The organism is Streptomyces sp. NBC_00457, from assembly GCF_036014015.1.
Classification (GTDB): domain Bacteria; phylum Actinomycetota; class Actinomycetes; order Streptomycetales; family Streptomycetaceae; genus Streptomyces.
The window spans coordinates 6714410-6728926 of sequence record NZ_CP107905.1; the positions used below are offsets into that span (position 1 = coordinate 6714410).

11 protein-coding genes are annotated in these 14517 nt (G+C 70.3%); 5 read left to right on the forward strand and 6 right to left on the reverse strand.

What is annotated here, in order from left to right; translation table 11 throughout:
• Positions 1 to 88: 88 nt before the first annotated feature.
• Entirely contained in the window at positions 89 to 1783 is a 1695-nt protein-coding gene (locus OG828_RS30675; protein ID WP_328502935.1) for a glycosyltransferase, read from the forward strand.
• Positions 1784 to 1811: 28 nt separating this feature from the next.
• Here the strand turns inward: OG828_RS30675 and OG828_RS30680 are convergent, their stop codons facing one another.
• Positions 1812 to 2237 carry a hypothetical protein gene (locus OG828_RS30680; RefSeq protein WP_328502936.1) on the reverse strand — a complete coding sequence of 142 codons (426 nt, stop codon included), beginning with the start codon at positions 2235 to 2237 and terminating at the stop codon, positions 1812 to 1814.
• Between the two features lie 209 nt (positions 2238 to 2446).
• Here OG828_RS30680 and OG828_RS30685 point away from each other — a divergent pair, with 209 nt between their 5' ends.
• Positions 2447 to 2764, forward strand: a complete 318-nt coding sequence (locus tag OG828_RS30685) for an SCO4225 family membrane protein (RefSeq protein ID WP_328363845.1) — start codon at positions 2447 to 2449, stop codon at positions 2762 to 2764.
• 41 nt (positions 2765 to 2805) lie between these two features.
• Here OG828_RS30685 and OG828_RS30690 read toward each other — a convergent pair whose 3' ends face one another.
• On the reverse strand, positions 2806 to 4482 hold the full coding sequence (locus tag OG828_RS30690) for a leucine-rich repeat domain-containing protein (protein WP_328502937.1): 1677 nt from the start codon (positions 4480 to 4482) through the stop codon (positions 2806 to 2808).
• A gap of 90 nt (positions 4483 to 4572) precedes the next feature.
• Between OG828_RS30690 and OG828_RS30695 the strand changes: the two genes are divergently transcribed.
• Positions 4573 to 5811 carry an IS256 family transposase gene (locus OG828_RS30695; RefSeq protein ID WP_328436333.1) on the forward strand — a complete coding sequence of 413 codons (1239 nt, stop codon included), beginning with the start codon at positions 4573 to 4575 and terminating at the stop codon, positions 5809 to 5811.
• A 4-nt stretch (positions 5812 to 5815) separates the two neighbouring features.
• Here the strand turns inward: OG828_RS30695 and OG828_RS30700 are convergent, their stop codons facing one another.
• Entirely contained in the window at positions 5816 to 6100 is a 285-nt protein-coding gene (locus OG828_RS30700) for a hypothetical protein (protein WP_328502938.1), read from the reverse strand.
• Between the two features lie 143 nt (positions 6101 to 6243).
• On the opposite strand from OG828_RS30700, the gene OG828_RS30705 reads away from it, so the two are divergent.
• Both OG828_RS30705 and OG828_RS30710 read left to right on the forward strand, forming a co-directional pair.
• Positions 6244 to 7335, forward strand: a complete 1092-nt coding sequence (locus OG828_RS30705; RefSeq protein ID WP_328504966.1) for a DUF4037 domain-containing protein — start codon at positions 6244 to 6246, stop codon at positions 7333 to 7335.
• Between the two features lie 197 nt (positions 7336 to 7532).
• Complete coding sequence (locus OG828_RS30710) at positions 7533 to 7787, forward strand: hypothetical protein (RefSeq protein WP_210581819.1); 255 nt, start codon at positions 7533 to 7535, stop codon at positions 7785 to 7787.
• A 114-nt stretch (positions 7788 to 7901) separates the two neighbouring features.
• Here OG828_RS30710 and OG828_RS30715 read toward each other — a convergent pair whose 3' ends face one another.
• Genes OG828_RS30715 through OG828_RS30725 form a run of 3 tightly spaced genes read right to left on the reverse strand, consistent with a single transcriptional unit; the run spans position 7902 to position 14347 of the window.
• Positions 7902 to 8939: a hypothetical protein gene (locus tag OG828_RS30715; protein ID WP_328502939.1), complete on the reverse strand. Its 1038-nt coding sequence runs from the start codon at positions 8937 to 8939 to the stop codon at positions 7902 to 7904.
• A gap of 9 nt (positions 8940 to 8948) precedes the next feature.
• Positions 8949 to 9716 (reverse strand): hypothetical protein, encoded by a 768-nt coding sequence (locus OG828_RS30720; RefSeq protein WP_328440388.1) that lies wholly within the window; start codon positions 9714 to 9716, stop codon positions 8949 to 8951.
• A gap of 53 nt (positions 9717 to 9769) precedes the next feature.
• Positions 9770 to 14347 (reverse strand): CHAT domain-containing tetratricopeptide repeat protein, encoded by a 4578-nt coding sequence (locus OG828_RS30725; protein ID WP_328502940.1) that lies wholly within the window; start codon positions 14345 to 14347, stop codon positions 9770 to 9772.
• Between the last annotated feature and the right edge of the window lie 170 nt (positions 14348 to 14517).

Here is a 14517-nt window from a genome sequence, read left to right on the forward strand (position 1 = left end):
ACTCGCCCAGGCCTGAAACCTCCCATAACGTGGTATCTGCGCCGTCCGCGCCCGATCCGTACCTCCAGATCCATACAGAGGGGGCGAGATGCTCAAGGTCAGCATTGTGGTGCCCGTCCACAACGCGGGCAGCTACATCGAGCGCTGCGCCCTCTCCCTCCTGGGCCAGAGCATCGGACCGGACGCGTACGAGATCATCTACGTCGACGACGGCTCGACCGACGACTCGGCAAGCCGCCTCGAACGGCTGGCCGCGGCCTGGCCCCACGTCCGCGTGGTCCACCAGGAGAACTCCGGCTGGCCCGGCAGACCCCGCAACGTCGGTGTCCGTCTCGCGAGAGGGGAGTACGTCCAGTTCGTCGACCAGGACGACGAGCTGACCCCCGAGGCGCTCGAACGCCTCCACCGGCTCGCGGCCCGCAACGGTTCCGACATCGTCCTCGGCAAGGTCATCGGCACCATGCAGGGCCCGAGCAGCGTCTTCAAACGCACCGTCGAGCGGTGCACCGCCGCCGACGCCCCGCTCTTCGAGAGCCTGACCCCGCACAAGATGTTCCGTCGCCGCTTCCTGCTCGACCACGGCATCGAGTTCCCCGAGGGCCGGGTGCGCCTGGAGGACCAGGTCTTCATGGCCCGGGCCTACGTCCGCGCCCAGACCGTCTCCATCCTCGGCGACCACCCGTGCTACGTCTGGAACCGCCGCGACGACGGAGCCAACACCAGCGCCTGCGCCACCACCCCCGAGACCTACTACGGCCACCTCCGCTCCGTGGTCGAGGCCATCAGGGAGGGCACGGAACCGGGCCCGCTCCAGGACCACCTGCTCCGCCGCTCCTACCGGGTGGAACTCCTGCGCCCGGTGAGCGAACCCCGCGCCCTGCAACGCACCGGAAAGGCCCTCGAGCGGTACTTCACCGTCGTACGCCGTATGGCTCTCGACTGCTACCCGCCGGGCGTCCGGCAGGGACTCCCGGCGATCACCCGCCTGAGGGCGACCCTGCTGGAGGAGGGCCTGCTGGACTCCCTGGTCGAACTGGCCCGCCGGGTCCAGGAGATCAGACCCCGGATCACCGTCGACGCCGTCCGCCGTGACGGGGACCGCCTCCTCGTCACGACGACGATCGGCATGTTCCGCCCCGACGGCGAACCCCTCACCCTCGTGGAGCGCTACGGCCGCCTGCTCCTCGACCCCGACCTCCTGTACGGCATCAAGGGCGCCGAGGACTGGGAGGTGCCGGACCCCCTCGCCTACGCCTACGGGGAACTGCGCCTGCACGACACGTCCCGCGACATCTCGTGGTACCCGGACGCCGACCTGGCCCCCCGCACCGAACCGCTGGGCGGCGGCCGGCACCGGGTGGTCGTCTCGGGCACGACCGCCCTGGAGCCCTTGACGCTGACCGGCGGCCGGCCCCTGCCTCCCGGCACCCACAACGTCTGGGCCTACGCCCAACTCCTCGGCGTGGGCCGCCACATGCGCGTGACGGCCCCGCCCCCTGAGGCGGGAGCCGACCCGCGTCTCCCCACGATGACCGTGGGCACCCCACCCCGCCTGGTCATCCCCAACTGGACGCCCCGGGACTCCCAACTCCGCCTGTCCGTCGGCCGGCCGGGCAAGAGCACCGTCGCCCACCGCGCCCTCCTGCGGACCACCACGTCCCCCGCCCTCCGCCGCAGGGCGCGCACGCTCCTCCACCGCCTCCCGCCGCCCGTGGGCCACCACGTCACGACACTCGTCCGCAAAGCCGATCCCTGGACGCGACCACCCGGTGACGGACGGTGACGGACGGTGACGCCGCCCGACGAGACGTTCAATGCCTCTCGCCGGTCGTCCCGGCGCCGCGATGGGCCCACCAACGGCGCACGACGCCGCCGGTGAGAACCAGCACCATCCCGACGGCCAGCACTCCGGCGACCAACAAGTCGCCTTCACCGCGCCGCTGTTTGTCGAGGACTCCCGCGTAGACGAAGAGAGCCATGTGGGCGTCGAAGACCACGACGTAGACCCATTCGCGGGCTCTGGGCCGGCCGGTCCCATGGATCTTCGGCGGCGGAAGACCCCGCCGCTCCCGGATGTCGGCGACCACCATCACCGTGAACACGCTCAGGAAGATCACGGCGACCCAGACAGCCACCAAGCGCACCACAAGATCACCGTAGGTCACCGCCACAACCGCCGAACCCACCCCGGCCGCGCCCGCCCCCAACCGCATCCCGATCTCGCTGAGCAACAACATCGCTACCCACCCCGTCCCCAGTGACCTGCCGAAGCCCATGCCATGAATACCGGCTGGGTCCGGGGACCCGTCCCGAAGGCATTGATGTGGTGCTCGGTGGGCATGGAAAGCGAGTTGCCGGTCAACCGGGGTGTTGTCCAGGTCTGTTGTCCAGGTCGAAGAGAGCGAACCGCCGCTCAGCACGCGACCCCACCGAGGAGTCCACCACCGTGACAGCTTCCGGCCGATCCCTTCCCCGCATCCTGCGTCTCGCGCTCAGCGACATCGTCGCCCGCGTCTACCTTGCCATCTGTGCCGTCCTGCTCGTGGGGGCGCTCGCGGTGACCGTCGCCGACAGCTCGGACGAATCCATGGCGGGTGTCATACCGCTGCTCGCCACCGCCCCGGCCAGCCTGGTGCTGCTCGCGCTGCCGGACAACGGCGCGATGCTCGTCCTCGCCGTCGTGATCGGGGCGCTCGTCAACGCCACGATCATCGGCTGCTGCGCCCGCGCCCTACGGGGCGGCGGCAGCACGGACCCGGCGTAAGCGTCCTGAAGAACCTCACCCGTGCGAGTCCTGAAAAAACCTCACCCGTGCGATACGGCCACCCCGCGCCCGGCGAGTTCGTCCACGACGGCGTCGTACACCCCTCTCCTCCTGTGCAGTCCTCCCGGCATCGTGAGCCGCTCCAGGGCCGGCAGTTCGAGCAGTGTCTCGAAGTTCTCCTGGGCGGAGACGGTGTTGAAGCCGAGGTGGGTGAGGGCGGGGAGGGTGGTCAGGGCGCTCAAGTCCTGAAGGGTGTTAAGGGAGTTGAGGTGGAGCGTGCGGATGCCGTCATGGCCGGTGAGGGGGGACAGGTCCTTCCAGTCCAGGAAGGCGAGGGAGAGCGTGCCGGGCGTGCCGACGGGGAGTTCCTCGACATCGACGCATCGGTGGACCGTCAGCTCGCGCAGGTCGGGGCACTGCTCCAGGGCGCGGAGGGACCTCAGTCCGTCCACTCCGTAGAGTGCCACCTCGACCAGCGGGGTCCCGGCCACGGGGTCGATGCTCTCCAGCGTGCCGCTGATCACCACGAGTTTCCTCAGCGAGGGGAGATTGCCGAGGCCCCCGAGGTCGATCATGGACCGGCAGCTGAACTCCACCTCCCGTAGGGCGGGCAGGCCGGTGAGGCTGCCCGGTGTCCGCAGGTTGTCGCACACCCCGACCGGCAACTTGGTCAACTGGCCATGCTCTCCCAGTGTTTCGAGGTCGGTCAGTCCCGGGCAGTGCCATATGTCCAGCCGCCGCAGTCCCGGGACGGCGTCGAACAGTGAGAGATCCCGGAGCTGCTCAAGTCCGTGCAGTTTCAGGTGGCTGAGCGACGGAAGGGAGCTCAGCTCGGCGTAGTCCTCCAGCGCGGGGCAGAGGGAGACACGGAACGTCGTCAGGGTGCGCAGCGTTCCGATGCCGCGCACCGACGTCAGCCCCTCGCACTCCTTGATCGCCAGCTCGGTCAGTCCGGCCAGCGGCGACAGTCCGACCAGGTCCCGCAGTTCGGGGCACTTCGCGAGGGTGAGCCGGGTCAGCCGGGGGTGGGCCCCGAGGCCGTCCAGGGTGCTGAGGCGGGAGCAGTTGTCGAGGACCAGTTCGGTCAGCGCCGTCAGGGCGTCGATGCCTGCCAGGCCGCGCAGTTGGGCGCAGTCCCGCAGATCCAGGTGGGTGAGGGCGGGGAGATCCCGTACGCCCGCCAGGTCGCGGATGCCCGTATGGCCCAGGTCGAGATGGGTGAGCCGCTGCAGCCCGGACAGCTGCCGTGCGTCCTTGAAGGCGCGGCACGCGCGCAGCGACAGGCTCTCCAGTACGGGGAACGCCGGGCCGAAGCCGTCGGCATCGGCGGACAGCCGGGACACCTTGGTCACGCTCAGGTCCAGCTCACGCAGCCGCCCGAGCGTCAGCAGCGGCGCGAAGTCCGTCACACCCCGGCACCGGTGCAGATTGAGCCGGACCAGCTCGGTGAGCCGGCCGAGCGGCGTCAGATCCTCGATGCCCGAGCAGCCGTTCAGATCGAGCTCGGTCAGCCCGCTCAGCGCGCCGACCTCGGTGAGGTCCGTGATCTCCTTGCAGCGGAAGAGGTGGAGCGTACGCAGCATGGTCAGATGCCGCAGCCCCATCAGCGAACCGCGCCGCTGCAACCGCAGTTCGGTCCGTCCTTCGCGGATCGTGCCCCTTGTCGTGGTGTAGCCGATCAAGGTGTGGGAGTGCGCGGGCGTCTGCCCGGGGCGCACACCTGATGGGGGTGGCCACTCCCTGACCAAAGGCGGGCCATCGTGCAACTCTCCCTGCTAAAACGCCAGTTCAAGCGGTAGGAGTGCACGATGGCCCTGTCTCAGTCTGACCTGATACGGCTGCTGGAGTCACTACGCTCGTCGGACGGAATCGAACTCGTCCGCAGCGTGGCCGAGCGGATGCTGCAAGAGCTGATCGAGGCCGAAGCCACCGCGCACATCGGCGCGGAGTGGAACGAGCACACCGCCTCGCGGACGGCCCTGCGCAACGGGCACCGCGACAAGGTGCTGACCACGCTGGCCGGCGACCTGGACCTGGAGATCCCCAAGGTCCGCACCGGCAGCTTCTTCCCGAGCCTGCTGGAACGGCGGCGCCGCATCGACCAGGCCCTCTACGCCGTCATCATGGAGGCATACGTGCACGGGGTCTCCACCCGCAGCGTGGACGACCTGGTCAAAGCGCTGGGCGGCGACACCGGCATCTCCAAGTCCGAGGTCTCGCGGATCTGCGCGGCCCTGGACGAGCCTCTGACCGTCTTCCGCACCCGGCCCCTGGACCACACCCGCTTCCCCTACGTCTACCTGGACGCGACCTACTGCAAGGTGCGGGTCGACCACCGGATCGTCTCCCAGGCCGTCGTGATCGCCACCGGTATCACCGAGGACGGCGGACGCGAGGTCCTCGGGCTGATGGTCGGCGACAGTGAGACCGAGGTGTTCTGGAAGGAGTTCCTGCGCTCCCTGCGTGAACGCGGGCTCAGTGGCGTCCGCCTCGTCATCACCGACAACCACTCCGGCCTGGTCGCCGCAGTCCGCAAGGTGATGCTCGGAGCCGCCTGGCAGAGGTGCAGGGTTCATTTCCTGCGCAATGTCTTCGGCGTGATCGACAAGGAGTCCGGCGAGATGGTCGCCGCGACGATCCGCACGATCTTCACCCAGCCCACCGCGGACCTCGTGCGCACCCAGCTCGACACCGTCGCCGACATGCTCGGGAGCCAGTTTCCCAAGGTCAGGACCATGCTCCTGGACGCGAAGGAGGACCTGACCGCGTTCGCTGACTTCCCGCCCCGGCACTGGAAGAAGATCCAGTCCACCAACCCGCTGGAACGGATCAACCGGGAGATCAAGCGTCGAACCGACGTCGTCCAGGTCTTCCCCAACCCGCCCGCCCTGGAACGGCTGACGACCGCCGTGCTCTGCGAGATGCACGACGAATGGATCGCCTTTCCCCGCCGCTATCTCCCCGAAGGCAGCATGGACAAGCTCTACCCAGAGCTCCCCGAAAGCGCCCCCGCACTCCCCAACACCACGAACAAGCCCACCAGTTGATCGGCTACACCACGACAAGGGGCACGATCCCTTCGCGGCGGAACGCGGGCGCGAGCAGCGCGGCACAGAACGCGTCCGGATCGGCCGCCCCCTCCCACAGTCGCAGCAGCAACTCGGAGGACAGGTCCGCCGTAGGGGCATACCGGACGGCGAGTTCGAGCGCCTCCCCGTCGTCGGCGACGAGGACGAGTTCCCGTACCGCCTTACGCGCCTGAACGGGCGTGGCCGTCTCCACGCCCGCGCGTAACTCGTCCAGCCGACCTGCGGTGTTGCCCTTGCCTGAAGTCATGAAGGAACGCTAGCGGACGGGTCTGACAACGCCGCTGCGAGCTGGGCGACTTGATGCCGTACGACGCTCGCGCGGCGGAGGCGAAACTTTTCTGCACGATCATGTGCGGACGGGGAAGGTGCACCGGCATGAGCTTCACGAATATGCCACCTTTCATACCGGGCCTTGAACTCTCCCGTCGCTTCTACACAGATGCCGTACGCCCCCTCCTTGAGGAAGCCGCCCCCGGAATCCCGCACTCCGCGGCCCGTATCGGAAGCGGATCCGAAGTACTCGGCTTCGACACTCCCCGCTCGGCGGACCACGAATGGGGCCCACGTCTGCAGGTCTTCCTCCGTAGAAGCGACGTCTCCCGGCACGGCGGCCGGATCAGACACGTGCTGGCCGAACACCTTCCGAAGACCTTCGCGGGCTACCCCACCCACTTCGCCCCCACCGGCGACGGCGACACCCGTGTCATGCGGGTCACCGACGGGCCGGTGTACCACCGCATCGAGGTCACCCATCGCGCCGCCTGGTTCACCGACGAACTCGGCTTCGACCCGTGGCAGGGCGTCACCCCCGCGGACTGGCTGGCCACCCCCACCCAGCTCCTCGCCGAGGTCACCGGCGGCGCCGTGTTCCACGACGGCCTCCATGAACTCGGCCCTTTACGCCACACCCTCCGCTGGTACCCGCACGACGTCTGGCTCCATGTCCTGGCCTGCCAATGGCAGCGCGTCTCCCAGGAAGAGGCCTTCGTCGGCCGCTGCGGCGAAGTAGGCGACGAACTCGGTTCCGCCGTCGTCGCCGCGCGCCTCGTCCGTGACCTGATGCGGCTGTGCCTCCTCATGGACCGCCGCTATCCGCCGTACGCCAAATGGCTCGGCAGCGCCTTCGCCCGCACCCACGCGGCCCCCCGCCTCACCCCCGTCCTGTCCGCCGCCCTCGCGGCCACGGACTGGCACACCCGCGAACGGCACCTCGGGCAGGCCTACGAGATCGTCGCCGGCATCCACAACCAGCTGGACCTCACCCACCGCCTGGACCCGACCACCCGCCCGTACCACTCCCGCCCCTTCCACGTCCTGCACGCCGAACGCTTCGCCCGCGCCCTGAGCTCCCGCATCACCGACCCCACCCTCCGGGACCTGCCGGCCGTCGGCTCGGCGGACCAGTACATGGACAGCACGGACGTCCTGACGCGACCGGAACTGACGCGGGCGGTGAGCGACGTGATGAGGAAGCCGCGGTGAAGGGTGAGGGGTGATGGGTGATCAGACGCGCACCTGGGGGCCGATGTAGCCGGTTCGGGCGTGTCCCGTGCCCCGGATGGCAGCTCCGCGCCCCGGATGGCAGCTCCGAAGAGCGCCGTGGGAGATATCGGATTAGCCTCCGATACGAGCGCAAAGTGGATCTTTTGTTGGTGCGCTCTACTCACGAAGGAGGAGACATGCGCAAGCTTCAGAAGGCCGCTGTTGCGGCCGCCATGGTGGGGACGTTCAGCTGCATAGCCACCGGCACCGCGACCGCCCAGAGCGCGCCCGTCATGTACGGCGGCGGAGGCTGCAAGTCTCACGACTTGAACGTCGGCCTCCTTGGCCAGGTCGGCCTCCTCAACGGCCTCCTGGGCAACGCGATCAACGGCGAAGGCAACGCGGGCGGGCAACACCAGCACGTCGGCTCCAGCTGCGGCCACGGCCACTAGCGGAGATCCGAAACTGGCAGCTCACCGCAACGGGTCTCGGCACCCGGGCCACAAGCCCGGGGCCGGGGCCCTGCTTGTGTCTCCGACTTGGGCAGTGATGCTTGCGGCTACGGATCACGCCCCGTCCAGGCGCATCGCCTCCCGCAGGTCGCGCCAGTTTCCGGTGTTTCTGAAGCGGGCGTGCAGGGCCTTGGTCAGGGTGGTGCGGAACAGGGGGGTTGCCTTGTGGTCGGGGCCTGCCGCGGTGAGGGCGGTGCGGGCGGTGGTCACGGCCTCGTCCAGGTCTGCGGTGTTTCCCCGGTGGCACAGCGCGAGACTGAGGTTGTTCTGCAACATCGGGGTGAGCCAGTGACTTCGCGGTACGGCCTCGCAGGCCGCGCGGGCGGTCGTCACGGATTCGGCCAGGTCGGCCGGGTCCGCGCGTAGTTCGAAGCGTTTGTTCAGGGCGCCGCTCAACCGGTGGAGGTAGATGGCGTGCTCCTGCGTCCCGGTGGGCACGGTCGCCACCGCCGCCCGCCAGGTGCGGATCACCGGCTCCATGTCGGCGACGGAACCGGACAGTTCCTGCCGCTTCTCGTAGGCCAGGGCCAGTTGGTTGAGTGAGTCGGCGCGGTCGGCCGGAGTCGCGGAGACGTCGTCGAGGGCGTGCCGGAAGAGTGTGATGGCGTACCGCAGTCCCGGGTCGTCGGCGGACGTGGGCTTGGCCCGCTTCAGAATGTCCGCCGCGGCCTGGGTCTTGAACTTGCCGAAGGTCATCCCCGGGGTGCGCAGTCGTGCGCGCAGATCAGGGGGAAGCAGCTCCGGCGCGGTCTGGGCGTACCCCTTCAGGATCTGCCGGACCTGTGGATCGTGCCGGGCGTGGGGCACGGTCAGCGCGACGGCCGCCTCCAGGGAGGCCTGGCCCGCCGCCTTGGGCAGGGCGGTGAAACGGAGGTGGTGGATCCCGGCGACGACGACCGCGATCGGCCCCTCGACGGGGGTGCCGCGCACCGCCCGCAGGACCAGGTCGGCATCGCGCAGGGCCTGCGGTTCGAGCACCGGGCCCAGGTCGAAGTCGAGGAGCAGGCTGTCCATCCGGGACTTGAGCCGGGCCATGGCGCTCAGGGCCGCGGGATCGTGTACCCAGTCGCCGAACACGTGGTCGTTGAACACGTCCGGCTCTCAGGCTGGTTCGGGCCCGGCCAGGTGAACGGGCCTGTGCACGTCCCGGACTCTGGCGAGCAGGGGGAATCCACCCTTACGGCCGCGCCGGGTGACCTTGGCACGGACGGTGAGACCGGCGAGGACGGGCGTGTCTGCCGGGGCGCGCAGCAGCATGTGAAGCTCCTGGTCGGCGTGGAGATAGCCGGACCTGGGGTAGAAGTCCCAGCAGGCTTTGGTGAATCCGACGCCGGAGGTCGTCAGCGTGGGCACGTACATGGTCTGCGTCAGCGCCTGCTCGTGCGAGGTGCTGAGATCGAAGACGCTCGGCACGGCCTTGAACGACAGCCCGACGACCCGCCGGCTCTCGATCTCCATCGGCAGCTCCTGCACCTCGCGCGGCGACATGTCGATGACGGTGCTGCCCGGGGTCGGCGTGAGGTCCACCTGGAGGCGGGCGTAGGTGAACGCGCACTCCGGGTGCGCGTGCAGGACGAAGAGCAGCGGTACGTGGTAGGCGGCGGTGCCGGGCGGCAGGTCGGTGCTCCTCACCTCGGCGGGAGCGGCGCGGGCGACGGCCACCCGGTTCTCGCGGCGCAGGAATCTGAGGTCCTCGTCGCTCACGACCACGGGGGGCTCGTCGACGTCCCAGTGCGACTGCCCATAGGTGTCCACACGGGACAGTGATCCCGTCCCCGGGGGTGGCGCGGCCTCCCTTAACATCCCCAATTCCTCGTGGTCGGCCTCGAGGTCGAGTTCCACGCCGTAGGTGAAATCGTGCTCGGTCACTGTCACTTCGGTCCGCTCCATACCTTGTTGTGCGTGTGCGTGCCCGGCGCAGGTCACTGCCAGGCGCCGACCAGTTGGAATCCGGCCCAGCGGTCGAACCGCGCCGGGTCGCGCTCCCGCTCCCTCGCCTCCAGGGCGGCGGCGCGCAGAGCGTCGATCCTGGCGAGACCTTGGCGGCCGATCCCGTCGTAGAACGCCCGCATGATCGTCACCGTGGCATCGTCCGGCACCTTCCACAGCCCGGCGACCACCGAGTCCGCCCCGGCGAACAGCAACGCCCGGGTCAGGCCCATGAGTTCGTCGGCGGCGTCGGTCGCGCTCACGCCGGTCTCGCAGGCGGACAGCGTCACCAGGGAGAGGTCCGGGGCACGCAGGCGGATCACGTCCCGCGCGGTGAGGACGCCGCCCTCGGCCAGCACGACGCCCGAGCCGAGCGGATCGTCGGGATCGAAGCGGGCGTGCGCGGCGAGATGCAGCACCGAGGACCCGGTGAGCGCCCGGCGGACGGCGTCGACGGTGGCCCCGGACCCGAGGGTGAGCCGGGATCCCGGTGTGCGGGCGAGGAGTTGGGCTTCTTTCCGGGCGCCGGGGAGGTCTCCGGTGGGATCACCGAAGATCTGCATGCCGTGGGGCTCCCGGAGGCGCGTCCGGTCGCGGCCGCTCCCGTTCCGGCCGCGCAGGAAGGAGCCGCTGGGCAGGACGCCCAAAGGATTGCGCTCCAGCAGGACTTCACCGCCGGACCGTCCGGACCCTCTGGACCCTCCGGTGCGGACGGCGCCGAGCGGAACGTGGTGCAGAAAGCCCGTGGGGCAGACGAGCAGCCGCTCGCCGGGATCACAGACGCTCGTCAACAGCTCACGCACCGGAGCGAGTTGAGCTTGGAACAGATCCTCCGCGTCGGTGGCGAGCAGCCGTACCCGAGCAGCGGCGCCGAAGTTCTGCCGTACGAACCGACCCAGTTCGCGGACGTCGGCCGGACGGCTGCGCAGCACCGGCCCCGTGCCGTCGGAGCGCAGCGCGATCACCCCGAGCGTGCGATCGTCGAGGAGGACAAGGCTCGCCAGGACGGCCGTACGACCGTCGTCCGCGCCCGTCGCCAGGCGGCGGGCGATGTCGGCGGGGTCGGCCGGACTGCCCTGCCGTACCTGGACGTAGCCCGCGGCGGACGGGACCCGACGAAGCATCTGGGCCCACAGGTCGTCCAGTTCGCCCTCGGTCTCGCGGTAGGAGTCCCAGAACGCCGGGCTGCGGTCCCCCGGCAGGCCGCGCAGCCTGCGCCGCCGGGCCAGCAGGGTCGCCTCGCGCGCCACGAGTTCGGCCGGAACACCGGCCGGAGCGGGCAGGTCGCCCTCGCCGAGGGTGTCGAGGAAGGTGCGGGCCCGCATGGACTCGTGAGCGGCCCAGGCGGCGCGCGCGTGCGAGCCGGCGTTCCCCTCGGCGGCGGCGCGCTGGAAGTGCAGCCGGGTCAGCTGAGTGAAGGCGGCCATCTGCTCGTTCTGCACGGCGATGCGCTCTTCGGGGTCGGCGGCGTTCGCGCGCAGCTGTCCGGCGGCGTCGGTGACCATGGTCAGAAGGTGTACGGCGGTGTCGTACTCCCCCGATTCCTGGAGCAGAGCGGCGAGTTCGAGCAGCGCGGGGGTGGCACCCGCGGTGTCGGCCACGCGGTGGCGGGTGCCGTCGGAGGCGGTCCAGTCGAGCGGGGTGGCGGTGCTCCCCTCCTGCGGGACACTCGCGTGGACGAGCGCCTGTTCCAGGTGGTGGCGGGCGTCACCGCCCAGGGCCTCGCCGATGTCGGGGCGGGCCCGCAGCACCCGGGCGATGTCGAAGTGGTGTGCCGACAGGCGGGCGGCGTTGCCGGTCCGATCGAGCTCCCGGGCACGCACGAAGCAGGTGAGAGCGCTGCGGTGGAAACCGAGCCGGTGCCTGGTCCGGCCGAGCATGGTGAGCGCCCTGATCAGCGTGTACGGCAGCACGAGCCGGGGATTCTCGTCCTCGGCGAGGTAGACGGCCTCCTGGATCGCGCCGATGCCCTCGTCCGTCTCACCGCGTTCCAGGGCGATATGACTGACGGCGGCGAGGGTGTCGACCTGGGTGCCGGTGGTGGGGTGCGCCGCCTCCGCCGCACGCGCCTCCCGGGTGTACGTCAGACAGGCCTCGTGGTCGCCGAGCCGGTCGCACACGGTGGCGAGGCTGTGCAGTGTCGAGGCGTACGGGCTGGTCTGCGCGAACAGCCGGTCGTACTCGGTCTCGCCGATCCCCGCGGCCCGCCGCGCGGTCTCGTCCGCGAGCAGCAGTTCCCGGGCCTGGAGGAGACAGGCCTTGGCTTCCGGCAGCCGGTGCTCGGCGGTCCGCACCGAGGCGACCGCCGCGTAGGCGTCGGCGAGCATGCGGTCGCGGCCGAGGCCGAGCCAATGCGGGTCCGGAGTGAAATCCCGGGGCAGGGCGCGGGCGAGCTGCAACTGCCGCTCGGCCCAGAGAGCCCAGCGGGTGTGGTCCCGGTCCTTGATCCCGTAGTGGTGACCGATGGTCATCGCCTGCATGATCGCCCGGAACAGCTCGTCGCGCGGCGCGGCGGCGATCCAGGCGGCGGCGCGGCGGTCGTCCTCGGCGACATGGGCGAAGCCGTCCGGGTCGTTGTCCTGGACGGCGGCAACGAGTCTGCCGCCGTGACCGCTGCCGGGATCGCCGGACCTGACGGTGGGAGAACTCCCTTTGCGCCGACCGGACTTGCGGGGTCCGCCGATGATTCCCAGGGCGCGGAGCACGCCCCCGGCGTCCAGGGAGCCCTCCAGCCGTCCCTGCCTGCCGAACGGCCGGGGCGGGTTCGCCCTGTCGAGTGCGGCGAGCGCCTTGCGCGCGGCCCCGTAGTCCGGGTCCAGTGCGAGGGCCTTCTGGTAGTACGCGCGAGCGCGGTGAGCCCCTGCCCCGCCGCTGCGCAGGCACTCGCCGATCAGCCACAGCCCCTGCGCGCTGGGCTGGATGGCCACGGACTCCTCGCAGTACGCCTGGGCCAGGTCGTACTTCCGGCGCAGGTACCAGACGTCGCCGAGGCAGTGCCAGGCGTAACCGTGGTCGGGGTCGAGCGCGATCGCCGCCTCGTACTCACGCTCGGCGTCGTCCAGCCGGCCCGTGCCGAAGTACCTTTCGCCCGCCTTGAAGTGCTCCTCGGCCCGACTGCGGTCCCGCAGCCGCCCCACCTCGGCCGCCAGCTCGGGATCGTCCCCGACGAGGTCCCGCGTCGCCTCGGCGCGCTGCTCCTCGGGGAGCCATTCGACGAACGACGCGAGGAAGTTGGCCTGGAACTCGTCCTGGGACATGCCGGTCGGGTCGAAGCCACCCCGGCGCGCGGGCCGGTTCCTCTTCCCGGCGTCGGGGCCCCGGTCGACGTGGATCTTCGTCCGGGGTGTGCGGGGCGTGGTCAGCCTGTCCGGGAGGGGTTCCTGGAGGGGGTCGAGCCGCTTCAACTCCTCTTTCCAGCGGCCGAGTTCAGGATCACCACCGATCCCGACCGCGACGGTGCACAGGAACGTGAGCGTCTCCACGTCCTCAGGCCCCGGCGGCTGCCCGAGCAGATCGGTCAGCAACTTCCGGCCCGCGAAGTACAGCCCCCGCTCGAAGCGGCAACGGGCCATCATGTGGACGATCTCCCGGTCGGCAGGGTCGGCGCGCCGCCGCTCCTCCAGCACGGTGTAGGCCTCCGCCCAGGCACGTCGACGCACCAGCTCGTCGCCGAGTGCGGCCACTGCGGTGGCTTTCCGGCCGTGCTCGGCAGCGATGCGGTCAGCCTCCCTGGCGAGCTCCAGGGCACGCGGGACGTTCCGGAGCGAGGCCAGGGCGTCTTTGCGGAGCTGGTCGGCTCTGCGTAACTCGGCTTTGCGTCGGGCTTCTTCGGTGGGGGCGGGAGAGGGTGCCGAAGGTCGTATGGGCTGTGCGGGGGACGGGAGTTGAGTTGACACCCGCGCCTGATCCCGCACGCCTTCTCGTCGTACGACCACCCCCCGCTCCGCAAGATGCCGCTCCCAGGCCCGCTCCAGCCCGGCCGCCAACGAGGCATCCAGAACCGTCAGTTCGGCGAGGGCGGTGCGGACCCCGGGATCTCGGGCCCCGGTGTCGAGGTCGGGCCGGGTGATCGCGGTGGCCAGCCGGGCGAGGGCGGCCAGGGTCGCGGCGCCCTCGGACCTGCCGGCGGCGTACTCGCGGGCCGCCAGCTGATAGGTGCGGTGGGCTTTCCGTTCCTGCCCGACATGGTGAGTGGCGCCGATGAGGAAGTAACCGTGGCCCATGAAAAGGTCGTAGCCCTGGATGATCCCTCGGACGGCGCTGGTCCACACGGAGTTCTTCGAGGCGTCGGGCGAGGCGAGGACGAGGAGGAGCAGTTCCCCCGCCCCCTCGACCGGCGGGGTGGGCTCCTCGCCCCCGGCCATCGCGTCCCGCGCGCTGAGCAGCAGCGCGAGCGTGCCGGTCGCGCGCCAACTGGGGTGGCTGCGGCTGACCTTGCCGTACACGGCCTCCGGGTCGCCGAGCAGCGTCAGCTCGGCGACCCAGGTGCGGGCATCGGGTAGACCGTCTTCGGCGACTCCAGGTATCCGGACCGTGTCCGCCCATGCCTTCGCCAGTGCTCTGCACAACATGCGTACCCCGTGGCTGTGCGTCCGTCGACGCCGTCGTACGACGTTCCGCGCATGATGCCACGCAAGGCTGAGGCCGGAAGCGGGATCCGGCCCGAACTCGCTGGTAAGCGGCCGACGTCACAGTGCGTACGGCACGGCTGCGGGAGGCGACCGATGATTTTCTGCCTGAT

Coding starts and splice junctions, on each gene's coding strand:
- OG828_RS30675 (WP_328502935.1), top strand. CDS start 89: ATGCTCAAGGTCAGCATTGTGGTGCCCGTCCACAACGCGGGCAGCTAC.
- OG828_RS30680 (WP_328502936.1), bottom strand. CDS start 2,237: ATGTTGTTGCTCAGCGAGATCGGGATGCGGTTGGGGGCGGGCGCGGCC.
- OG828_RS30695 (WP_328436333.1), top strand. CDS start 4,573: ATGGCCCTGTCTCAGTCTGACCTGATACGGCTGCTGGAGTCACTACGC.
- OG828_RS30700 (WP_328502938.1), bottom strand. CDS start 6,100: ATGACTTCAGGCAAGGGCAACACCGCAGGTCGGCTGGACGAGTTACGC.
- OG828_RS30705 (WP_328504966.1), top strand. CDS start 6,244: ATGCCACCTTTCATACCGGGCCTTGAACTCTCCCGTCGCTTCTACACA.
- OG828_RS30710 (WP_210581819.1), top strand. CDS start 7,533: ATGCGCAAGCTTCAGAAGGCCGCTGTTGCGGCCGCCATGGTGGGGACG.
- OG828_RS30725 (WP_328502940.1), bottom strand. CDS start 14,347: ATGTTGTGCAGAGCACTGGCGAAGGCATGGGCGGACACGGTCCGGATA.